The organism is Nocardioides szechwanensis, assembly GCF_900103935.1.
Taxonomy (GTDB): Bacteria; Actinomycetota; Actinomycetes; order Propionibacteriales; family Nocardioidaceae; genus Nocardioides; species Nocardioides szechwanensis.
The window spans coordinates 39565-61477 of record NZ_FNIC01000012.1 but is presented as its reverse complement, the minus strand read 5'-3'; the positions used below and the strand labels follow the sequence as shown (position 1 = coordinate 61477).

The following is a 21913-nucleotide window of genomic DNA, read 5'->3' as shown; positions in this document are numbered from 1 at the left end:
CGTGCGCTCGGGGAAGAGGACACGACGCGCGCACGCCTCGCCGTACCCGTCAGCGAGCGTAGGTTTCGCAGCGGCCGGAACCGTGCAGGCACGCCGATACCGGCGAGGCGGGTGTTGCTGGTGGGGCAACGCCCGTCAGAGGTACGGCGAGGGGTCCGGGCGGGTGAGCCAGTCGTCGCGGTCGTCCTCGGGCACCTCGACGCACGGACCGTGCACCGTGAGCAGGACGTAGTCGCCCTGGCCGGGCAGCTCGGAGAACGTGGCGCTCAGGTCGCCCCGCTCGGCGGACAGGGTCTGCCCGCCCGGGCGCCCCCCCGCGACCGGCTCGCCGAAGCCGGCGTCGCTCAGCACCGAGGCCAGCGCGTCGACGTAGGGCCGCGCGGCGCCGGCGTCGACGTCGACGCGACCGGAGGCGCGGTATTGATAGGTGCGGTACTCGTCGTTGAACGTCGACTCGCAGCCCTCGAAGCCGCCGGTCGTGTTGGACGGGCGGCCGCCCAACGCGGCAACCGCACCGGTCACCAGGTCGGCCGCGGCCTGCCGGACCTCGTCGCGCTGCGCCTCCAGGGCCGCGGCCGCGTCGTCGCCGGTGCCGCCGTTCACGTCGTCTCCCGTCCGGCAGCCGCTGGCCACGACCACCACCAGGAGCAAGCCTGCCAGCAGCCTCATGGCTGCGTGGCCGGACTGGTCGGGTCGCGGTCGTACTCCGGGTCCTGCACCCCGCCCCACCAGGGGTCGTAGACGTGGTCGGCGTGCTCGACCTCGTCGTAGTTGCCGTTGACGATCTGGCTGATGTTGTGGAGCGACTCGGTGTCGTGGTCGAAGTACTTCGAGTGGTCGCCGAACGAGAACGCGCCACCCCGCGTCTCCGACTCCGCCTCGAACCGGTTGCCGCCGAACTCGTCCTCCGCGGGGTCGTCGCCGAGCCCCGCGCCGAAGACGGTCTCGCCGTGCACCCAGCCGTGGTTGCCGAGGTCGGCGATCGGGTCGCGGCTGTTGGCGCCCGCCCACACGTGCTCGGGGTCGATGCCGGTGTCGCCCGCGTTGTTGGTGTCACCGCCGGCGCCGGGGCTGCCGACGAAGACGATCTCGTCGACGTCGAGCCCGTGGTCGTGGGCGCCGTGGCCGGTGGTGGTCGAGCCGTAGCTGTGGCCGATCGCGGTGAGGTGCGCCGGGTCGCCGTCGCGGCTGTCCCGAAGCCCGTCGATGGTGTCGGCCAGCCGCTCGCCGCCGGCCGCGGCCATCTGCTCGGTGAGGACGCCGGCTCCGTCGAAGCCTTCGTCCCAGGGCGCGTTGTCGGGCGCGTCGTACCCGATCCAGAACATCGACGCGTTGGTGGCGTCGGGGTCGAGGAACCGGGTCGACTCGTAGAGGGTGGCGGCGCGGTCCGCCTGGTAGGCGGCGCTCTCGCCGTCGGTGCCGAAGCCGGGTACGACGACTGCGACGTTGTCGGCGGTGTCGAGGTTGCCCGCCGAGATCGCGATCGCTCCGTCGCCGTCGAAGGCGGCGGGGTCGTAGATGTAGATCTGCGACTCGATCGGCTCGCCCGTGACCGGGTCGACGCGCCCCTCGATCTCGCGGCGGGCCTCGTCAGCGGCGCGGGCGTTCTCGTACCAGGTGCGCTCGTCGTCGGTGAGCACGCCTTCGTCCTCGGTGTGCGCGTAGTCGGCCAGGTCGCGGTCGAGGGCCACGGTGTTGGCGGCGTCGCGGGCCCAGGCCGGGATGCCGTCGAGGTTGCCGATCGAGCCCGGGGACGCGGCGATGATCGCCTGCTGCTGCTCGTGGGTCAGGGAGTCCCACCAGGCGTTGACCTCGGCCGGGGAGGCCCCGGCGCCGGGCTTGTCGCGGAGTGCCCCGTCGGCCGGGTCGGCGACGCCGCCGTAGATCCGCTCGACGTCGGCGGCGCTGAGCACCCGGGTGAACGCCTGGTTCATCTCCGACTCCTCGGCGGCGAGGTCGGCCACCCAGGTGTCGAGGTCGGTCTCGTAGGCCTCGACCTGTGCCTTGACGCGGTCGCAGTCGGCCTGGAGGTCGGCGGCGTCGTCCTCGGTCGTGGTCGCGACCTGGGAGCGCAGGTAGGCGACCTGCTGGGCGAGGTGCTGCTGGCGGTCCTCGAGGTCGGTACGACGGTCGAGCAGGCGTTGCATCTCGACGGCGTGCTCCTCCACCCGCTGGGCGACCGAGCGCAGGGCCAGCGACATCGCGTCGGCGCGACGGCCGGTGGGGACGATCGCCTCGTGGTAGGCGGTGGACGCGTCGCCGGTCCAGTCACCGACCCGCGCGGCACCGGCCACGAAGCTGCCGAGGTCGTCGACCTGGGCCGAGGCAGCCAGCAGGTCGGCGCCGCAGGTGCTGATCGCGGCGGGGTCGCAGGTGAGGGTGGGCGCGACGCGCGGCAGCGGGGGGAGGTGGATGGTGGTCATCGCTCCTCCTGCACGTAGGAGAGCAGCAGCATCAGGTCGGCGCCGGCGGCGTCGTCGCTGGCGACGTAGTCGCGGATCGTCGTGCGGAGCCCGTCGGCGCGGGCCTCGGAGGCGGTGCCGAGCGCCGTGGCATGGCGCTCCCACTGGGTCAGGAAGCGGGTGGCGGTCCCCCGCACGTTGCTGGTGAAGCCACTGGTGTCGGCGTCCGCGATCTGGGTCGCCGCGGCGTCGAGGTCGAGGTGCTGCTCGTCCCAGGCTCGGGACGCCTCGCCGACGGAGACGGGTACGACCTGCATCAGCGATCACCGCCCGACGGGTGGGTCAGCTCGCGGGCCCGGGCCTCCCCGACCGGGAGCGACGCCGACGACAGCTCGAAGAGCAGCGCGCCCGCGCCCTCGGCGTACGACGCCGAGACCGTGAGGTCGTCGAGGTGGGCGACGATCCGCTCCACCACACCGGGAGGACGGGTCACCTCCCACCCGTCGGTCTCGAGCTCGTGTCGGATGGCCACCAGCACGTGGAAGCCGTCGTCGCGTCGGGTCGTGACGCGGGCCGCGGCGCGCACGGCCCCGGGTCCGGTGCCGTAGGCGAAGCGCGCCTCGGGTGTCTCGGCACTCTCACGGGCGGCGCTCGCCCACAGCTGACGGGCCAGCGTCGCGACCCGGATCAGGGTCGCGGCGACCTCGTCGTCGCCGACCGTCTCGAGCGAGTCGGGCGGGACGGGCGGTGGTGCGGGCGGCAGGACGACGACGTCGACGTCGGGGTGACGGCGGCGTACGGCGTCGAAGAACGGGTCACCGAGGGGGTCCGAGAGGGGTCGTAGCTCCATGACAGGAGCGTGCCCACGTCACGGACGTGGAAACCGTGGACCTCCGCGGCTGTGGAGAACCCGGCTCAGGGACCGGTCAGAGGTCGGGGAACCAGATCGCGATCTCGCGGGCGGCGGACTCGGACGAGTCGGAGCCGTGCACGAGGTTCTCGCGGTTGGAGAGCGACAGGTCGCCGCGGATCGTGCCGGGTGCGGCGGCGCGGCCGTCGGTGGCGCCGTTGAGGGTGCGCACGACCTCGACCGCGTGCTCGCCCTCGAGCACGAGCGAGACCAGCGGGCCGCTCGTGACGAAGTCGCGCAGCGGGGGGTAGAACGCCTTCTCGACGTGCTCGACGTAGTGCTGGTCGGCGATGGACGCATCGATCGTGCGGTGCTGCATCGCCACGACCGTCAGGCCCTTGGCCTCGTACCGCGACAGCACCTCGCCGACCAGTCCGCGGCGGACGGTGTCGGGCTTGAGCAGGACCAGCGTGCGTGACGTCTCTGTCATGGCACCGACACTATCGATCAGGCCAGCTGCTCAGAACGGCGGACCACGTCATCCGGCACCCGGCTGTCCACCGCCTCGGGCGCCGGCACGGGAGCCCCCGCGATCCGGCGGATCGGGATCACCCCGCCCCACACCCCCGCGTCGACGTCCTCGGGCTCGTCGACCGGTCCTTCGGCCCGGATCTTCAGGGAGGCCTCGTGCAGCGGCACCGCGAGGACCGAGGTCGCCGCGATCTCCTTGCGGGTGTGCGGACGCAGTGTGGCGGCCCGGCCCGGGACCATGTGGTCGACGGTCAGCGAGAGCGCCCGCGCCTTCTCGTCGGGGTCGTCCACGACGCGCGCGGCGCCGATGACCACCGCCGAGCGGTAGTTCATCGAGTGGTGGAACGCCGACCGCGCCGCCACCAGCCCGTCGACCTCGGTGATGGTGACGCAGACGGTCGAGCCCTCGGAGCGGGTCAGCCACCGGGCCGCGACCGAGCCGTGGATGTAGAGGGTGCCGCCCTGGTCCGGGCCGTCGAGGTCGACGGCGAACGCCACCGGCAGTACGACGGGGTGGTCACCGACGTCGACGCCGACGTGCGCGATGAGGGCGTCCGCCAGCAGCGCGTGCAACTCGGCCCGGTCCTCCACCGCCCGGTTGCGGCCGCGGGTGACCGTCGTACGGGAGGAGGGCGAGAGCGGAGCAGTCGTCATGACCCCATTGTGTCCGAGCTCAGTCGCCCTCGGCCGCGGTCTGGGCGTCGAGGGCGGCGTAGGCGGCGGCCCGCTCCTGCTCGATCTTGCGGCCCAGGAAGTACGCCGTACCCCACAGGAGGGCGAAGATCGCACCGAGGACGAACATCAGCGGGATCACGAAGCCCAGGCCCAGCGCGGCGGCCTGGATCACCCAGCCGAGGCCGTAGGCCCACTCGGAGCGCAGCATCCCGGCCACCAGCAGGCACGCCACCATCAGGCCGAGGCCGACGGCGAGCGCGGTCGCGACCTCGACGTCCGCGATCGAGATCAGCACCGGCGTGGTCAGCCCCAGCGTGATCGCCTCGAGGCTGAGGACCGCCGCGCACATGCCGCGGCGCGGAGACCGCTGCCGCTCGCTCACGACCGCCGCCTCACCAACGTGCGGGCTTCGCCGACCGTGACCACCGAGCCGGTCACCAGCACCGCGCCGGAGCCGATGGAGTCGCCGGAGCCCTCGCCGTTCTCGGCGAGGGTGGCGGCCTGGTCGAGCGCGTCGGCCAGGCGGGGCTCGACGGTGACCCGGTCCTCGCCGAAGACCTCGATCGCGGCCTCCGCGAGCCTGGCCGCGGGCATCGCGCGGTCGCTGGAGCTCTGGGTGCAGACGATGTGGGCGAAGTGCGGCTCGAACGCCGACAGCAGGCCCTCGTAGTCCTTGTCCGCCATGACGCCGACGACGCCGATCAGCGGCGAGAACGCGAACGAGTCGTCGAGCGCGGCGGCCACGGCCTCGGCGCCGGCCGGGTTGTGGGCCGCGTCGAGCACGATCGTCGGGCTGCGGCGCACGATCTCGAGCCGACCGGGCGAGCTGACCTCGGCGAACGCCGCACGCACGAGCTCCTCGTCGAGGGGCATGTCGCCCGCGAACGCCTCGACCGCGGCCAGCGCCACGGCGGCGTTCTGGGCCTGGTGGGCGCCGTAGAGCGGCAGGAACACGTCGTCGTACCTCGCCCGGAGACCCTGGAGCGCCACGACCTGGCCGCCGACCGCGGGCACCCGGGAGATGACGCCGAACTCCATGCCCTCGCGTACGACGGTCGCGCCGACCTCGGCGGCCCGGGCGAGCAGGACCTGCGCCGCCTCGGGGGTCTGCTGGGCGAGTACCGCGAGCGAGCCGGGCTTGATGATGCCGGCCTTCTCGGCGGCGATGTCGACGGGCGCGTCGCCGAGGTACTGCGAGTGGTCGACCGCGATCGGCAGGATCACCGCGACGGTGGCGTCGGCGACGTTGGTGGCGTCCCACGAGCCGCCCATGCCCACCTCGATGACGGCCACGTCGACCGGGGCGTCGGCGAAGGCGGCGAACGCCATGCCGACCACTGCCTCGAAGAACGACAGCGGGTGCGCCTCGGACTCGTCCACGAGGTGGGTGAACGGGGCGACGTCGTTGAACGCGCGGACGAAGCCCTCGTCGTCGAGAGCCTGGCCGTCGATGCTGATCCGCTCGGTCATCCGCTCGACGTGCGGCGAGGTGAACCGGCCGGTGCGCAGGTCGAGCGCGCGCAGCAGGGTGTCGATCATCCGCGCGGTGCTGGTCTTGCCGTTGGTCCCGGTGAGGTGGATGACCGGGTAGGACGCCTGGGGGTCACCGAGCAGCTCGGCGAAGGCGCGGATCCGGTCGAGCGACGGCTCCAGCCTGGTCTCCGGCCAGCGGGACAGCAGGGCGTCCTCGACCTCGTCGAAGGTCTGGGCTAGTCGAGGTTCGGACGGGGTCTCACTCATGGCTCCACCACTCTAGGGTGACGGGCGTGACTGACGTGAAACAGCGCTTCGACGACCTGCGGTCGGCCGAGGCCGCCACGCCCGAGGAGCTCGACGACCTGTGGTCGGACCTGTCCACCGTGACGGTCGACGAGGTCCTCGGCCCCTGGCGCGGTGGCGACTTCGCGACCGGCCACGTCGCGAGCACCGTGCTGACGAAGGTGCGCTGGCACGGGAAGGCCTTCAACGGCCCGCTCGACGCCCAGCCGCTGGTCTGCCGCAACGCCGACGGGGAGCTCTACTCCAACCTCGAGGCCGGCGGTGGGGGCGAGGCGTCGCTGTGGGAGGTCGCCTTCCGCGGCGAGACCACGGCCACGATGGTCTACGACAAGATGCCCGTCCTGGACCACTTCAAGAAGGTCGACGACGCGACCCTCATGGGCATCATGAACGGCAAGCTGGACTCGGCCTTCGGGATCTCGGACCTCTACTACTTCTGGCTGGAGCGTGACGTGTGAAGACCACGGTGGCGATCATCAACGAGCAGGGACAGGACTTCACGTTCGAGGAGGTCGACCTCGACGGTCCGCGCGCCGACGAGGTCCTCGTCCGGATCGTGGCGACCGGCCTGTGCCACACCGACATCACGATGCGCACGATGCTGCCGCCGGAGATGTTCCCCAACGTCTTCGGCCACGAGGGGGCCGGCGTCGTCGAGGAGGTCGGTGCCGATGTGAAGGGCATCGCGGTCGGCGACCACGTCGTACTGAGCCTGCGCTCGTGCCGTGCCTGCGGGCGGTGCCAGGCCGGGCAGATCGGCTACTGCGAGTCCAGCCTGATGATCAACTACATGGGCATGCGGATGGACGGGTCCACGACCTACACCAAGGACGGCGCCACGGTCTTCGGCTCGTTCTTCGGCCAGTCCAGCTTCTCCCAGCACGCCGTCGCGTACGCCGACAACGTGGTCGTGGTCGACAAGTCGCTCGACCTGACCAAGATCGCCCCCTACGGCTGCGGGTTCCAGACCGGCGCCGGCGCGGTGCTCAACGTCCTGCAGTCGGGGCCCGAGGACAGCCTGGCGGTCTACGGCTGCGGCGCGGTCGGCCTCGCGGCGATCGCGGCCGCGAAGTCCCAAGGCGTCGGCACCATCATCGCGGTCGACCTCATGCAGAGCCGGCTCGACGTCGCGGCGCGGTACGGCGCGATCGGCGTCAACCCCAGCGAGCTCGAGGACACCGGGCTGGGCAGCCCCGTGGTCGACCGGATCAAGGAGCTGACCGGCGGCGGGACGACCGGCGCGATCGACACGACCGCCGTACCCGAGGTGATCAAGCAGGCCGCCCAGGCGCTCGGCGTCCGCGGCGAGCTGGTGATCCTGGGCCTCGGTGCACCGGAGTTCCCGGTCGACGCGATCGACATCATGCAGAACGGCAAGGTCATCCGGGGCAGCGTCGAGGGCGACTCCGACCCGCTCGAGATGGTGCCGCGGCTGATCGCGCTGCACCAGGCCGGGAAGTTCGACGTGGACGACCTGATGGTCAGCTACCCGTTCGCGCAGATCAACACCGCCGTCAGCGACGTCTCCACCGGGAAGGTCGTCAAGCCGGTCCTGGTCTGGTGACAACCATCGGGTGACCCCACCTCGTCGTGACGGGTGAAGGGGTGGCCCATGAGCGAGGCTCGGACGATGAGCAGACCGACCGCAGTGACTGACTTCGAGGAGTTCGTCGCCGCGCGGTCCGCGGCGCTGTGGCGCAGCGCCTACCTGCTGACCGGTGATCGCCAGCGCGCGGAGGACCTGCTGCAGACCGCGCTCGTGAAGACCTGGCGTCGCTGGGAATCCATCGCCCGCCGCGAGGCCGTCGAGTCCTACGTGCGCGCCGCGATGGCCACGACCTACACCGACTGGTGGCGGCGCCGCTGGAACGGCGAGGTCTCCACGGGCGACCTGCCCGACACCGCACCCGCCGGCGTCGGCGAGGCCGCCGGCGTGGAGGTACGTCGCGACGTGCTCGCCGCGCTCGACCTGCTCCCGCGGGGGCAGCGCGCCGTGGTCGTCCTGCGCTACTTCGACGACCTGACCGAGCAGCAGACCGCCGAGGCGCTGGGCATCAGCGTTGGCACGGTCAAGAGCCAGACCTCCCGGGCGCTCGCCGCCCTGCGTACCTCTCCCCTGTTCGCCGAAGGAGACCCGTCATGACCGACCCCGACGCCCGCCTGCGCGAACTCCTGGACCGGGCCGCGCCCGGCTCGCCCGACGTCGACGCCGCCTCCCGCACCGCTGCCGTCGTACGGCGTGGACGGGCGGCGCGCCGCCGCGACCGGGGCCTGGTCGCCGGCGCCGCGGCGGCCGTGCTGGCCCTCGCGGTCGGCGTACCGCTCGCCCTCGGCGGCGACGACGGCCCGGTCGAGGTCGCCTCTCCCCCACCGGTGATCACCGCCGCCCCGTGCCCCGCGGAGCCCATCGACGTGACTGCGGCGGCGCCGATCGGCGACCTGGGCGACGTCGTGTCCGTGCGCAGCTGCCCGGCTACCTGGGAACAGGGAGGGGCGCTCCCCGTCGACCCCGAGCCCCTGCCGACACAGCCCCTCACCGGCGACGCCGCGGCCGCCTTCGCCGAAGACGTAGCGGCCCTGCCGCCCTACGAGATGCCGTTCTTTTGCGCCACTATCAATCTCGGCCCCAGCCCGTGGGCGCTCCTCATCGAGTCCGCGGACGGCGGCCCGACCGTCGTGGGTAGCACCATGCGGATGTGCAGCTCCGTCGACATCGCGACCACGCCGAAGGGCGTCGACCAGGTGATCGCGGCCCTTGTCGGCAACCTCGAGCGCCAGCAGGCCGCCGACCTCACGCCCGGCGCTGACGGCCCGAGCTGCCCCGACGGCGATCGGCTCGCCGAGGGCGCCGACACCTGGAACGCGTCCTTCGACATCGCCTCCGCCACGGACGGGATGGTCTGCTACGTCGCCGACCCGTTGGGCGGCGTCGAGTACCGCGCCACCGAGGGCAAGCTCCACGAGCAGACCCTGGCGACCATCCGAGACGACCTCGACGCCAGGGTCGGACCCGAGCCCGAGCCGTCCATGTGTACCGACACCGGCCCCCAGCGGCTGCTGGTGCTGACCAACGACGAGGGCGACCGCGCGGCGTACGTCGACGACCGCTGCTCCGGAGGCTTCACCGGGGCACAGGGCTACTGGCAGCCGAGCGACGCGGCCGAGGCCGCCATCCGAGAAGCGCTCGGCGGCCGCGTCTCGCCTAGGTGATCTGCAGGTTGGCCATGTCGACCACGGGCCGGTAGCCGACCGCCTCGTAGATCTTGTTGGACGTGGGGTTGGCCTGGTCGGTGAACAGGCAGGCGCGCACGCCCTGGTCGAGGATCCGCTGCGTCACCGCCGCCACCGTGGCGCTCGCGTATCCGTGGCCGCGCGCGTCACGCGGCGTGTAGACCGGGCCGACCCGGGCCACGCCGTACGCCGGCGGGTTGTGCGCGGTCAGGTGGACCACCTGGCCGGCCTCGTCCTCCCACAGCCAGACCAGGCCGTCCTCGATGCGCCGGACCATCTCGTCGGCGTCGATCCCCTCGCCACCGTGCACCTCGCCGGGACGACCTGCCTGCTCGGCGGCGTCGGCGCCGAACGCGTTCCACCAGGTGACCGCCAGGTCGACGTCCTCGGCCCGCGCGGCGCGCAGCAGTCCGGGCGGCAGGTCGGGCACCGCCACCTCGGAGGCCTCCCACAGGCGCATGTGCTCGTGCACCCGGGCGGTGCCCCCGGAGAGTCTCGCCACCTCGTGGGCGAAGTGCTCGGTGGCCGGCAGCGCACCGTTGACCGCGGCCACCTCCTCCTCGCGCTCGTGCAGCGCCCGGGCGAGCGCGCGGGCACCCTGCTCCGGCATCGGCAGCACGTAGAGCGGGTAGGGCCCGAACGGCGCGGTGCGCATCGCGACGCCGACGACGTCACCGTCCTCGCGGACCGCGACCCACCACTGCGGGTGGTCCCCGCGGGGCTCGCCACGCTCGTCCGCGGCGGCCACCCGCTGGGTCACGGTGGACACCACGGTGGTCACGACGGGGTCCTGGGCGAGGACGTCCCCGACGTCGCGCAGGAACGCCGCCGGGTCGTGGTAGAACTGCAGGTCGGTCACACCCGCAACCTACGAGCCCGGCACAGTCGAGGCCACCGACTTAATCGGGTGACCACCCCCACTAGGATTTGTCCATGACCGAGATTATCGAGAACCCAGCCCCGGACACGACGAGCACCGACACCGGTGCCGTCGTCGTACCGGAGAAGCCGGCGCTCGAGGGTCTCGAGGACAAGTGGTCGGCGCAGTGGAAGGCCGACCGGACCTACGCGTTCGACCGCACCCAGCCGCGCAGCAACGTCTTCTCGATCGACACCCCGCCGCCCACCGTGAGCGGCAGCCTGCACGTCGGTCACGTGTTCTCCTACAGCCACACCGACCTGATCGCTCGCTTCCAGCGGATGCGCGGCAAGTCGGTCTTCTACCCGATGGGCTGGGACGACAACGGCCTCCCGACCGAGCGCCGGGTCCAGAACTACTACGGCGTCCGGTGCGACCCGTCGCTGCCGTACGACGCCGACTTCACCCCGCCGGAGAAGCCGGACCCCAAGAAGCAGGTCCCGATCTCACGGCCCAACTTCGTCGAGCTGTGCGAGCAGCTGGTCGAGCAGGACGAGCAGGTCTTCGAGGCCCTGTGGCGCACGCTCGGCCTGTCCGTCGACTGGGAGCAGACCTACACGACCATCGGCCCACGCGCCCAGAAGGTCAGCCAGACCGCCTTCCTGCGCAACTTCGCCCGTGGCGAGGCCTACCTCCAGGACGCCCCGACCCTCTGGGACGTCACGTTCCAGACGGCCGTCGCCCAGGCCGAGCTCGAGGCCCGTGACTACGCCGGCGCCTACCACCGAGTGACCTTCCACCGCGCTGACGGCGAGCCGGTCGCGATCGAGACGACCCGCCCCGAGCTGATCCCGAGCGTGGTCGCGCTGATCGCGCACCCCGACGACGAGCGCTACCAGCCCCTCTTCGGTACGACGGTCACCTCGCCGGTCTTCGGCGTCCCGATCCCGGTCGTGGCCCACCCCGCCGCCGAGATGGACAAGGGCGCCGGCATCGCCATGTGCTGCACGTTCGGCGACCTCACCGACGTCACCTGGTGGCGAGAGCTCGACCTGCCCGTGCGCACCGTCATCGGCCGTGACGGTCGGTTCACCCGCGAGACGCCGGAGTGGCTGTCGAGCGAGCAGGCCGCGGCGGCGTACGACGAGCTCGCCGGCAAGACCGTCTTCTCCGCCCGTGAGGCGATGGTCGCGGCGCTGCGCGAGAGCGGCGACCTGGTCGGCGAGCCCGTGCCGACACAGCGGATGGCCAACTTCTACGAGAAGGGCGACAAGCCGCTCGAGATCGTGGCGACCCGCCAGTGGTACATCCGCAACGGCGGCCGCGACACCGCGCTGCGCACCGAGATGCTCGACCGCGGCGCCGAGATCACCTGGCTGCCGACCCACATGCGCCACCGCTACGACAACTGGGTCGGCGGGCTCAACGGCGACTGGCTGATCTCCCGCCAGCGGTTCTTCGGCGTCCCGTTCCCTGTCTGGTACCCCCTCAACGACGAGGGCGAGCCCGACTACGCCCACCCGCTGACCCCGACCGAGGCCGAGCTGCCGGTCGACCCCTCGACCCAGGCCCCGCGCGGCTACACCGAGGATCAGCGCGGCAAGCCCGGCGGGTTCCTCGGCGACCCCGACGTGATGGACACGTGGGCCACCTCCTCGCTCACGCCCCACATCGCCGGCGGCTGGGAGTCCGACGACGACCTGTGGCAGCGGGTCTTCCCGATGGACCTCTGCACCCACGCCCACGACATCATCCGCACCTGGCTCTTCTCGCGGGTCGTGCGCGCCCACTTCGAGAACCACGTCGCGCCGTGGAGCCACGCCCTCGTCTCGGGCTTCATCGTCGACCCCGACCGCAAGAAGATGTCCAAGTCCAAGGGCAACGTGGTCGTCCCGACCGAGATCCTCGACAAGTACGGCGCCGACGCGGTCCGCTGGCGCGCCGCGATCGCCCGCCCCGGCCTCGACTCGCCCTTCGACGAGACCCAGATGAAGGTCGGCCGCCGACTGGCGATGAAGGTCCTCAACGTCTCGAAGTTCGTGCTCGGGAGCGTCGGCGCGAGCTCGGTCAACCCGGTCGAGGTCACCGAGCCCATCGACTGCGCCCTCCTCGGGCGGCTGGCCGCCGTGGTCACCAAGGCCACCGACGCGTTCGAGGCCTACGACTACACCACCGCGCTCGAGGTCACCGAGAAGTTCTTCTGGGAGTTCTGCGACGACTACGTCGAGCTGGTCAAGGAGCGCGCCTACCGCGAGGAGGGTGGGGCCGCGACCGAGTCGGCCCGCGCCACCCTGGCGCTGGCCGTCCAGGTCCAGCTGCGCCTGTTCGCGCCCTTCCTGCCCTACGTCACCGAAGAGGTCTGGTCGTGGTGGCAGCCGGGCTCGATCCACCGCAGCACCTGGCCCGCGGTCTCGGAGCTCGGCTCCGCCGCTGCCTTCGACCCCGTGGCGGTCGACGCCGTGGCGGCGGCACTGATCGGGATCCGGGGCGCCAAGTCCCAGGCGAAGGTGTCGATGCGCGCGGAGCTCTCGCGCGTGGAGATCTCCGGCCCCGAGGTTCTCGTCCGCGCGGCCGAGCTGGCCCAGGCCGACCTGCGCTCGTCGGGCAAGATCACCGGCGAGCTCGTGTTCACCGCGACCGACGCCACCGAGCTGAGCGTCAGCGCGGAGCTCGCCCCGACGGAGTAGTCGCTAGGCCGACTTCTTCTTCTTCTCGGTCTCGCGGGGGACGAGGGTGGGCGCGACGTCGTCGTTGACGACCTCGCCGGTCACGATGACCTTGGCGATGTCGGCGCGCGAGGGCACGTCGAACATGACGTGGAGCAGCACCTCTTCGATGATCGCGCGCAGACCGCGGGCACCGGTGCCACGCTCCATGGCGTGGTCGGCGATGGCCTCGATGGCGTCCTTGGTGAACTCCAGCTCGACGCCGTCGAGCTCGAAGAGCTTCTGGTACTGCTTGACCAGGGCGTTGCGCGGCTCGGTGAGGATCTGGACGAGCGCGGCCTGGTCGAGCTTGGTCACGCTGGCGATCAGCGGCAGCCGGCCGATGAACTCGGGGATCAGACCGAACTTGGTGAGGTCCTCGGGACGGACCTGGGACAAGAGGTCCTCGGCGTCACGCTCGGCCGCGGTGCGGACCTCGGCGGTGAAGCCGAGGTTCTTCTTGCCGACGCGCTGCTCGACGATGTGCTCGAGGCCGGAGAACGCGCCGCCCACCACGAACAGGATGTTGGTGGTGTCGATCTGGATGAACTCCTGGTGCGGGTGCTTGCGCCCACCCTGCGGCGGCACCGAGGCGGTGGTGCCCTCGATGATCTTGAGCAGCGCCTGCTGGACGCCCTCACCGGAGACGTCGCGGGTGATCGAGGGGTTCTCCGCCTTGCGGGCCACCTTGTCGATCTCGTCGATATAGATGATGCCCGTCTCGGCCTTCTTGACGTCGTAGTCGGCGGCCTGGATCAGCTTGAGCAGGATGTTCTCGACGTCCTCGCCGACGTAGCCCGCCTCGGTGAGGGCGGTGGCGTCGGCGATCGCGAACGGCACGTTGAGCATCCGCGCGAGCGTCTGCGCGAGGTAGGTCTTGCCGCAGCCGGTCGGGCCGATCACCAGGATGTTGCTCTTGGCGACCTCGACGACCTCGTCCTTGGTGTGCTTGCCCGCCACCGGCTGGAGGCCGGCCTGGACCCGCTTGTAGTGGTTGTAGACCGCCACGGCCAGCGACTTCTTCGCCTGCTCCTGGCCGATGACGTAGGAGTTGAGGAAGTCGAAGATCTCCTTCGGCTTGGGCAGCTCGTCGAGGCTGACCTCGGTGCCCTCGCTGAGCTCCTCCTCGATGATCTCGTTGCACAGGTCGATGCACTCGTCACAGATGTAGACGCCCGGACCGGCGATCAGCTTCTTCACCTGCTTCTGGCTCTTTCCGCAGAAAGAACACTTCAGCAGGTCACCTCCGTCACCGATGCGTGCCACGGGGTCATCTCCTTCGACGCTGTTGAGCGAGTGCCACGATGCAAACTCACCCGAAGGTACATCTTGACGCCCCCAGCGGGGGGACGGACACGAGTTCCTAGGGACAAGTCTGACCGCCTGGTCAGGTCAGTGTTGCGAGGTCAGAGCGAGGGTGGAGGCCTTGCGGGAGTCGAGCACGGTGTCGATCAGGCCGTACTCGATCGCCTGCTCGGCGGTGAGGATCTTGTCGCGCTCGATGTCGCGGCTGACCTCCTCGATCGACCGGCCGGAGTGCTCGGCGATCATCTTCTCGAGGAGCTCGCGCATCCGGAGGATCTCGTTGGCCTGGATCTCGATGTCGGAGGTCTGGCCGAACGTGCCCTCGGTGTAGGGCTGGTGGATCAGGATCCGGCTGTTGGGCAGCGCCATCCGCTTGCCGGGGGCGCCGGCCGCGAGCAGGATCGCGGCCGCCGAGGCGGCCTGGCCCAGGCACACGGTCTGCACGTCGGGGGTGATGAAGCGCATCGTGTCGTAGATCGCCGTCAGCGCGGTGAACGAGCCACCGGGGCTGTTGATGTAGATCTGGATGTCCTGGTCGGGGTTCATCGACTCCAGGCACATCAGCTGCGCCATGACGGCGTTGGCGATGTCGTCGGAGATCGGCGTGCCGAGGAAGATGATCCGCTCCTCGAACAGCTTGGCGTAGGGGTCGATCCGCCGGAAGCCGTAGGACGTGCGCTCTTCCCACTGGGGGATGTAGTAGTTCATGTGATCAGTCCTTCTGCCGCGCCGGGCGGCCATCGTCGGCGGCTTCACGAGCGCTCTTGATGACCTGGTCGACCAGGCCGTACTCGAGTGCCTGCTCGGCGGTGAACCAGCGGTCGCGATCGGCGTCGTTCTCGATCTGCTCGACCGTCTGGCCGGTGTGCTCGGCGATGAGCTCGAGCAGCACCTTCTTGATGTGCAGCGACTGCTGCGCCTGGATCTTGATGTCGGAGGCGGAGCCACCCATGCCCGAGGAGGGTTGGTGCATCATGATCCGCGCGTGCGGCAGCGCGTAGCGCTTGCCCTTGGCGCCGGCGCAGAGCAGGAACTGCCCCATCGAGGCGGCCAGGCCCATGCCCACCGTCGCGACGTCGTTGGGGATGTAGTTCATGGTGTCGTAGATCGCCATGCCGGCGTCGACCGAGCCACCGGGGCTGTTGATGTGGAGGAAGATGTCCGTCTCCGGGTCCTCCGCCGAGAGCAGCAGCAGCTGGGCGCAGATCGCGTTGGCGTTCTGGTCGCGGACCTCGGAGCCGAGGAACACGATCCGCTCACGCAGCAACCGCTGGTAGATGTGGTCGTCCAGGACGTTGAGCCCGCCGCCGCCGCCCATCAGGGGTCCGGCGGGCTCGGAGGAGAGGCTGGGGTTCAGGTTCACGTCGCCGACACTAGCCCGAAGCAGGGACAGTTCCACGGGCATTCCGCCCCTGTTCGCCGACAGCAGATTTACGCCGTGCCCCGAGTCGGCTCAGGCGGACTCGGCCGCAGCCTTGAGCCGGGCCACGGTCTCCGCCATCCCGTGCTCGAGCTCGCCGGCGTGGCCGTCGTTGCCGCCCAGGAACACCGGCGCGAACAACCGGCTCATCAGGGTGAGCGACTCCGGCACGGGCCGCCGGTGCACGACCCGGGTGGAGCCGTCGCCCTCAGGAGAGATCTCCCAGATCCAGCGCGCCCCGCTCGACCGCGTGTCCCACGCGAGGGCACGGCCCGGCTCGAGCACGGCGACCACGGACCGGGTCGGCCAGACCACGGCCTTGCGCCTGTTGACGCCGAGGTAGGCCTGCCCCACGCGGAGCCCGCCCGGCTTGAGCGGGACCATCCGCACCAGCTCGGGGCTCCACTCGGGCATCCGGCTGAAGTCGGTGAGCAGCGCCCAGACCTTCTCGGGGGGTGCGGCGACGGTCGTCTCTGCGCGCAGCTCGCGCGCGGCCTGGGAAGTCACGAGGCGATGATCGCAGACGGCGTCAGGCGAACCAACGCTCCATGGCGGCGTGGATCTTGGGGTGGTTGAGCAGGCCGAAGTGGTCGGAGCGGCCGACGTGGAGGGTCTCGGCGCCCGGGAACAGCCGGCCGCCGCGCTTGTCGTGGCCCTGGGCGGAGTGGGGACGCACCAGCCAGTCGCCGATGAAGTGCCCCACGGGGTGGCGGTGCGACTCGGTCAGGGTCGCCATCACCAACCGGTAGCTGGCGTGCGGCAGTGGCGGCACGTCCTCGGCGAGCCCGGCCACCAGATCGTGGACTCCCACCGAGCGCCAGTCGAGGAACCGCCCGAAAGCGGCGGTCTCGGGCAGCCGGGACAGCCCCCGCGCGCCGTGGCCGATGCCCCACGCGATGGGGGCGCCGAGGTGCGGGGTGCCGAGCGTGACCACGTCGGAGATGTGCTGCGACCAGGCCTGGCCGGACTCCGGCGGCTCGGCCGCGACCGCGCCGGACGCGCGGATGACCAGCCCACCGAGCGAGTGGCCGACCATCGCGACCCGCTCGACCGGCACCGGCCACGCGTCGACGACCCACTGCATCAGCGCGGACAGGGCCACGCCGTTCTCACGCAGCGACAGCCCGGTGTTGGCACGCAGGAACACCGGGGTCCAGCCGCGAGCGGCGACCGCCTCGCCGTACGTCGTGCCGGTGCGGTCGCGGTGGAAGTTCCAGTAGGACTCGTTCTCGCAGAGCCCGTGCAGGAAGACCACGAGCCGACCGGTCGCGGCGGGGAACGCCTTCGCAAGCCCCTCCTCCGAGAGGTGGACGTCGCGACCCTCGGCGCGGACGCCCATCGAGATGGCGAGGTGCGGCCGCTCGTGGACCAGCCGGTCCCCGATCAGGCCGTTGACGGCCGAGCTCACGAACCGCCCGCGCGGGCTGTCCTCCAGCCGGGGGCCGACGCCGGTGGCGCCGAGCCGGTCGAGACCGACCGACGCGGCCCGCAGGCCGGCCGAGAGCCCGCCGTAGACAGCGCCGGCGACACCGCGGTGCACCAGGCCGGGCACCGTGGAGGTGCCGCCGGTCGCGCGGCGGGTGACGCCGCCGACCCGGTCGGCCACGGCGAAGTGGGTGTCGCGGGCGCCCTTGACGACGAGCTCGGAGGCCACCTCGGAGAGCAGGGAGAGGGCGTCGATCACGCCGGGGCCGGACGCAGCGCTCGCGGGCGGGGACAGGGGCGCGTTCATCGGGGGAGCATATCGGTCCAGTGAACAGTTGTGCACCGACACGCCTTGGCGCATCGGTGCACAGGGTCCGCGTCGTCAGTCCCCTGAGGTCACGGGAGCAACTCAGCCCTCCGTGGGCTCCTCGGTCTCGGAGTCGACCTCGGCCTCGGGCTCGGGCTCGGGCTCGCCGATCGTGCCGTCGGGCCGGAGGTTCTTCAGCTCCACCACGTTGCCGGAGGCGTCCTTGACGATGGCGGTCTCGACGATCGTCGCGAGCGCCTTGCCGCGCAGGATCTCCTGCACCATCTCGGGGATGTGGTTGTGCTCGAACATGTGGTTGGCGAACTCCTGCGGGTCCTGGCCCGACTGCTGGGCCCGGCGCACCAGGTGACCGGAGAGCTCCTCCTGAGCAACTCCGATCTCCTCCTTCTTCGCCACCTCGTCGAGGATGAACTGCGCGGCCACGGCGTCGCGGACGCGGCGGTCGAGGTCGGCCTCGAACTCCTCGATGGTCTGTCCCTCGTCCTCGAGGTACTTGTCCATCGGGATGCCGGCGTGGCCGAGCTGCTGCTCAATGTTCTGGCGGCGGGCGTTGAGCTCGTCGGTGACCATCGTCTCGGGCAGCGGCACCTCGACGCGCTCGAGCAGGACCTCGAGCACGGCGTCGCGCGCGGCGGCGGCCTGCTCGAGGCGCTTGCCCCGGCCGAGCCGCTCCCGCACGTCGTCGTGGAGCTCCTCGATGGTGTCGAACTCCGACGCCAGCTGGGCGAAGTCGTCGTCGAGGTCGGGCAGCTCCTGCTCCTGGACCTGGCTGACGGAGACCTTCACGTCGACGGGCTCGCCGACCTGGTCGCCGCCCACGAGCTCGGAGGAGAACGTCTTCTCGTCGCCGGAGGACATGCCGGCGAGGGCCTCGTCGAGGCCGTCGATCATGCCGCCGCGGCCGACGCGGTAGGACATGCCGGTCACCTCGGCGCCCTCGATGACCTCACCGTCGCGGGTGGCCTGGAGGTCCAGCACGACGAAGTCGCCGTCGGCGGCGGGGCGCTCGACGTCGCTCAGGGTCGCGAAGCGCTCACGGAGGGCGTCGACCTGCTCGGCGACGTCACTGTCGGCGACCTCGACGTCCTCGACCTGCGCCTCGATGCCTTCGTACGACGGCAGCGTGATCTCGGGCCGGATGTCGACCTCGGCGGTGAACTCGAGGGTCTCGTTGTCCTCGAACTTGGTCACCTCGATGTCGGGCTGCGCGAGGGGCGTGAGGTCGTTGGCCTGGAGCGCCTCGATGTACTTCTGCGGCAGCACCTCGTTGATCGCCTCGTCCAGCACGGCGCCACGGCCGACCTGACGGTCGATGACCATCGGCGGGACCTTGCCCTTGCGGAAGCCCGGGATGTTGATCTGCTGGGCGATCTTCTTGTAGGCCGCGTCGAGGCTCGGCTTGAGCTCCTCGAAGGGCACCTCGACGGTCAGCTTGGCCCTGGTCGGGCTCAAGGTCTCGACGGCGCTCTTCACAGGTGGTCTCCTCTGATCTCTGATGGTGGTTCGTGCGTCGGGGCGACAGGACTCGAACCTGCGGTCTCCTGCTCCCAAAGCAGGCGCGCTAGCCACTACGCTACGCCCCGTTGATGCATGGGTGATCTGGTGGTCAAGACGCCGTGAACGCGTGCGCTCGGGGCTCCTTGGAGCGGATGACGGGAATCGAACCCGCGTAATCAGTTTGGAAGACTGAGGCTCTACCATTGAGCTACATCCGCGTGCGTCATCGCACGCCGTCGTAGGCGTGAAATGTGCGGCTGTCATGGTGCCACACGCACGGCGAACTCCCCCAAACGGCCCGAGCGCTCGGACGAGCGCTGTGGCAGCCGCTACGGGCGGTGTACGACGAGCATCGCGCGGTCGTCGTCGGGTGACCCGAGCGCCTCGGTGAGGCGGGTCGCGGCACCGTCGAAGGACCCGCGCAGCAGCGACTCGGCCTGGCCGAGCATCCGGTCGATGCCGAGGTCGATGTCGCGCCGCGGCTCCTCGACCATGCCGTCGGTGTAGAGGATCACGGCGTCGCCCTTGCCGAGATGCCCGTGGGCACAGGTGAACGTGGCGTCCGGGATCAGCCCCAGGACGGGGCCCTCGGTGCGCAGCACCTGCCACCGGCCCGACCCGGCGGTGCGGTGGGCGGCGGGCGGGTGGCCCGCCGTACGGATCTCGTAGTCGCCGCTGTTGAGGTCGAGGGAGAGGTGGATCGCAGTCGCGAAGCCCTCCTCCCACTCCTGGCGCAGCAGGTAGTCGTTGGCGGCGGGGAGGAACCGGGTCGGGGGCATGGCCCCGAGCAGGCCGCCGAACGCGCCGGACAGCAGCAACGCGCGGGTGCCGGCCTCGGCGCCCTTGCCGGACACGTCGACCACGACCACCTCGAGGTTGTCACCGCGCCGCGCCGCGACCACGAAGTCGCCGGCGAACGGCGTGCCGCCGGCGGACTTCAGCGCCGACTGGACCTGCCAGCCGGGCGGCAGGTCGGGGATGCCGCCCTGGGTGAGGATCCGGTCGCGCAGGTCGATGAACATGGACTCGCCGCGCAGCCCAGCCACGCCGAGAGCCGTGCGGCGCACGCTCGTCGCGAGGACCACCAGCCCCATCGCAACCTGCACCAGGGTGGCCGAGAGGATGCGCGCCGTGACCTCGACCTGCTGCGTCAGGGTCACGGCGAGCATCACCATCAGGAAGATGACGAACCATGGCAGGGTGCGCGGACCGAGCAGCACGCTGGCCACGAGCAGCGGAAGCATCAACGCCGTGAACGGCATCTGTGTCGGCCAGATCGCCACGGCGACGGTGATCCCGATGACGACGACGGCCAGCACGAGCGCGATCTGCGACTCCGTGCTCAGCCCGCGGCGGAGGAACAGCCGCCACGACCGCCGCCACCTGGGCGTCCGGGCAGGCGGAGCTGCGTCGTACGTCGCGGTCATGGGGGGTCCAGTCTGGGCCGGTCGTGGGAGGGAGCTTCAGCCTAGGGCCCTGGAGCGGAACGCGGGCTGGCATCGGGGACACCAGAAGATGTTCCTCGTCTGGAGCACGCCGGTGCGGACCATCGACCCGCAGACGTGGCACGGCCGGCCCGTGCGCCGGTAGACGTAGACCTCCCCGCCGTGGTCGTCGACGCGCGGCGGCCGGCCCATCGCCTCCGGGGTGTGCTCGGGGCGGACGGTGTTGATCCGTCCGGTGCGGACGCCCTCGGCCATCAGCTCGACGAGGTCGTCCCACATGGCCCGCCACTGCCCCACCCGGAGGGTGTTGCCCGGTCGCAGCGGGTGGACACGTTGGCGGAACAGCACCTCGGCGCGGTAGACGTTGCCGACGCCGGCCAGGACCGACTGGTCCATCAGCAGCCCGCCGATGGGCGCCTTGCTGCGGCGGACCCGCTCCCACGCGAGGGTCGGGTCCTGATCCTCACGGATCGGGTCGGGGCCGGTGCGCGCGAGGATCGCGTCGCGCTGCTGGGCGGTGAGCAGCTCGCAGGCCGTGGCGCCGCGCAGGTCGGCGTACGACGTGGGGCCGGCGTCGGCGGTGACCAGCCGCAGCCGCACCTGGCCGACCGGCAGCGGGACCTCGTCGACCCCGGTGCGCACGTCGAAGCCGCCGTAGAGGCCGAGGTGGACGTGGACCAGCCGCTCGTCGGGGAACGCGATGAACAGGTGCTTGCCCCACGACTCGGCACCCTCGACCACCTGACCGTCGAGCAGGGCGGCGGAGTCGGCGAAGCGGCCCTGCGGGCTCCCCACCCGGACCAGGCGCCCGGCGAAGGCCGCCTCCAGGTCGCGCGCGAGCCGGTGGAGGGTGTGCCCCTCAGGCATCGCGGCGGGCGGACTCCGGCAGCGACGGGAGCTCGCCAGAGGTCTCGTAGGACGCCAGCTGGCCGATCCGGCGTACGTGCCGCTCGTCACCGGAGAAGTCGGTCGTGAGGAAGACCTCGACGAAGCGGGTCATGTCCTCCAGGGAGTGCATCCGGCCCCCGACGGAGACGACGTTGGCGTCGTTGTGCTCGCGGGCCAGCGCCGCGGTCTCCTCGGACCACGCGAGCGCCGACCGCACGCCGCGCACCTTATTGGCCGCCATCTGCTCGCCGTTGCCGGAGCCGCCGATCACGACGCCGAGGCTGTCCTGGCCGGCCTCGCGGTCGGCGACCACGCCTTCAGCGGCGCGCAGGCAGAAGACGGGGTAGTCGTCCTGGGCGTCGTAGACGAAGGGGCCGTGGTCGACCGGCTCGTAGCCGTGCTGGGTCAGCCAGCCGACCAGGTGGTCCTTGAGCTCGAGGCCGGCATGGTCGGATCCGACGTGGACGCGCATGCGGGAATCCTCCCAGACCCTGCTGACAACCTTCCCGGCCGCCCGTGCGTCAGACTCGTTGATACCCCCACTGCACGACCTGCTGAACATCCGGGAGAGCC

At 71.2% G+C, this 21913-nt stretch carries 23 protein-coding genes and 2 tRNA genes; 5 read left to right on the top strand and 20 right to left on the bottom strand.

Annotation, left to right across the window (positions count from 1 at the left end; all coding sequences use genetic code 11):
- Positions 1-135 precede the first annotated feature (135 nt).
- The 8 genes from BLR90_RS19980 to folC form a co-directional block, all read right to left on the bottom strand.
- The gene (locus BLR90_RS19980; protein WP_091026993.1) at positions 136-669 is read right to left on the bottom strand and encodes a hypothetical protein; all 534 of its coding nucleotides are present in this window, start codon (positions 667-669) and stop codon (positions 136-138) included.
- Complete coding sequence (locus tag BLR90_RS19975; protein WP_091026992.1) at positions 666-2423, bottom strand: alpha/beta hydrolase; 1758 nt, start codon at positions 2421-2423, stop codon at positions 666-668. Before BLR90_RS19975 ends, BLR90_RS19980 begins: the two co-directional genes overlap by 4 nt.
- Positions 2420-2719, bottom strand: a complete 300-nt coding sequence (locus tag BLR90_RS19970; protein WP_091026991.1) for a hypothetical protein — start codon at positions 2717-2719, stop codon at positions 2420-2422. Before BLR90_RS19970 ends, BLR90_RS19975 begins: the two co-directional genes overlap by 4 nt.
- Complete coding sequence (locus tag BLR90_RS19965; RefSeq protein WP_091026990.1) at positions 2719-3252, bottom strand: hypothetical protein; 534 nt, start codon at positions 3250-3252, stop codon at positions 2719-2721. Before BLR90_RS19965 ends, BLR90_RS19970 begins: the two co-directional genes overlap by 1 nt.
- A gap of 76 nt (positions 3253-3328) precedes the next feature.
- Complete coding sequence (gene ndk, locus BLR90_RS19960) at positions 3329-3742, bottom strand: nucleoside-diphosphate kinase (RefSeq protein WP_091026989.1); 414 nt, start codon at positions 3740-3742, stop codon at positions 3329-3331.
- 17 nt (positions 3743-3759) lie between these two features.
- Complete coding sequence (locus BLR90_RS19955) at positions 3760-4437, bottom strand: pyridoxamine 5'-phosphate oxidase family protein (RefSeq protein WP_091026988.1); 678 nt, start codon at positions 4435-4437, stop codon at positions 3760-3762.
- 19 nt (positions 4438-4456) lie between these two features.
- Complete coding sequence (locus tag BLR90_RS19950) at positions 4457-4840, bottom strand: DUF4233 domain-containing protein (RefSeq protein WP_245715427.1); 384 nt, start codon at positions 4838-4840, stop codon at positions 4457-4459.
- Positions 4837-6198, bottom strand: a complete 1362-nt coding sequence (gene folC, locus BLR90_RS19945) for a bifunctional tetrahydrofolate synthase/dihydrofolate synthase (protein WP_091026986.1) — start codon at positions 6196-6198, stop codon at positions 4837-4839. The genes BLR90_RS19950 and folC overlap by 4 nt, the downstream gene beginning before the upstream one ends.
- 26 nt (positions 6199-6224) lie before the next feature.
- Here folC and BLR90_RS19940 point away from each other — a divergent pair, with 26 nt between their 5' ends.
- The 4 genes from BLR90_RS19940 to BLR90_RS21190 all read left to right on the top strand — a co-directional run bounded on the left by BLR90_RS19940 (position 6225) and on the right by BLR90_RS21190 (position 9447).
- Complete coding sequence (locus BLR90_RS19940; protein WP_091027006.1) at positions 6225-6695, top strand: DUF4334 domain-containing protein; 471 nt, start codon at positions 6225-6227, stop codon at positions 6693-6695.
- A complete protein-coding gene (locus BLR90_RS19935) occupies positions 6692-7801 on the top strand; it encodes an NAD(P)-dependent alcohol dehydrogenase (protein WP_091026985.1) in 1110 nt (369 codons plus the stop codon). The genes BLR90_RS19940 and BLR90_RS19935 overlap by 4 nt, the downstream gene beginning before the upstream one ends.
- A gap of 66 nt (positions 7802-7867) precedes the next feature.
- Positions 7868-8380 carry a SigE family RNA polymerase sigma factor gene (locus BLR90_RS19930; RefSeq protein WP_091026984.1) on the top strand — a complete coding sequence of 171 codons (513 nt, stop codon included), beginning with the start codon at positions 7868-7870 and terminating at the stop codon, positions 8378-8380.
- Complete coding sequence (locus BLR90_RS21190) at positions 8377-9447, top strand: hypothetical protein (RefSeq protein ID WP_170254419.1); 1071 nt, start codon at positions 8377-8379, stop codon at positions 9445-9447. The genes BLR90_RS19930 and BLR90_RS21190 overlap by 4 nt, the downstream gene beginning before the upstream one ends.
- On the opposite strand, the gene BLR90_RS19920 is transcribed toward BLR90_RS21190, so the two are convergent.
- Entirely contained in the window at positions 9440-10327 is an 888-nt protein-coding gene (locus tag BLR90_RS19920) for a GNAT family N-acetyltransferase (RefSeq protein WP_091026983.1), read from the bottom strand. The two genes, BLR90_RS21190 and BLR90_RS19920, sit on opposite strands and share 8 nt — an antisense overlap.
- Before the next feature lie 74 nt (positions 10328-10401).
- Here BLR90_RS19920 and valS point away from each other — a divergent pair, with 74 nt between their 5' ends.
- A complete protein-coding gene (valS, locus tag BLR90_RS19915) occupies positions 10402-13014 on the top strand; it encodes a valine--tRNA ligase (RefSeq protein WP_091026982.1) in 2613 nt (870 codons plus the stop codon).
- Positions 13015-13017: 3 nt separating this feature from the next.
- Here the strand turns inward: valS and clpX are convergent, their stop codons facing one another.
- The 11 genes from clpX to BLR90_RS19860 form a co-directional block, all read right to left on the bottom strand.
- Positions 13018-14298 (bottom strand): ATP-dependent Clp protease ATP-binding subunit ClpX, encoded by a 1281-nt coding sequence (clpX, locus tag BLR90_RS19910; protein ID WP_091026981.1) that lies wholly within the window; start codon positions 14296-14298, stop codon positions 13018-13020.
- 126 nt (positions 14299-14424) lie between these two features.
- Positions 14425-15045: an ATP-dependent Clp protease proteolytic subunit gene (locus tag BLR90_RS19905; RefSeq protein ID WP_091026980.1), complete on the bottom strand. Its 621-nt coding sequence runs from the start codon at positions 15043-15045 to the stop codon at positions 14425-14427.
- Between the two features lie 4 nt (positions 15046-15049).
- Positions 15050-15655, bottom strand: a complete 606-nt coding sequence (locus BLR90_RS19900; RefSeq protein ID WP_091027005.1) for an ATP-dependent Clp protease proteolytic subunit — start codon at positions 15653-15655, stop codon at positions 15050-15052.
- Positions 15656-15790: 135 nt separating this feature from the next.
- Positions 15791-16264 (bottom strand): SRPBCC family protein, encoded by a 474-nt coding sequence (locus BLR90_RS19895; protein ID WP_091026979.1) that lies wholly within the window; start codon positions 16262-16264, stop codon positions 15791-15793.
- A 22-nt stretch (positions 16265-16286) separates the two neighbouring features.
- Entirely contained in the window at positions 16287-17489 is a 1203-nt protein-coding gene (locus tag BLR90_RS19890) for an esterase/lipase family protein (protein ID WP_170254420.1), read from the bottom strand.
- Between the two features lie 102 nt (positions 17490-17591).
- Positions 17592-18983: a trigger factor gene (gene tig / locus BLR90_RS19885; protein ID WP_091026977.1), complete on the bottom strand. Its 1392-nt coding sequence runs from the start codon at positions 18981-18983 to the stop codon at positions 17592-17594.
- Between the two features lie 37 nt (positions 18984-19020).
- Positions 19021-19093 (bottom strand) — tRNA-Pro (locus BLR90_RS19880).
- 58 nt (positions 19094-19151) lie between these two features.
- A tRNA-Gly gene (locus BLR90_RS19875) sits at positions 19152-19225 on the bottom strand.
- Positions 19226-19336: 111 nt separating this feature from the next.
- Positions 19337-20434: a PP2C family protein-serine/threonine phosphatase gene (locus BLR90_RS19870; protein WP_091026976.1), complete on the bottom strand. Its 1098-nt coding sequence runs from the start codon at positions 20432-20434 to the stop codon at positions 19337-19339.
- Between the two features lie 36 nt (positions 20435-20470).
- Positions 20471-21319: an Fpg/Nei family DNA glycosylase gene (locus BLR90_RS19865; RefSeq protein WP_091026975.1), complete on the bottom strand. Its 849-nt coding sequence runs from the start codon at positions 21317-21319 to the stop codon at positions 20471-20473.
- A complete protein-coding gene (locus BLR90_RS19860) occupies positions 21312-21812 on the bottom strand; it encodes a ribose-5-phosphate isomerase (RefSeq protein ID WP_091026974.1) in 501 nt (166 codons plus the stop codon). The genes BLR90_RS19865 and BLR90_RS19860 overlap by 8 nt, the downstream gene beginning before the upstream one ends.
- Positions 21813-21913: the final 101 nt, after the last annotated feature.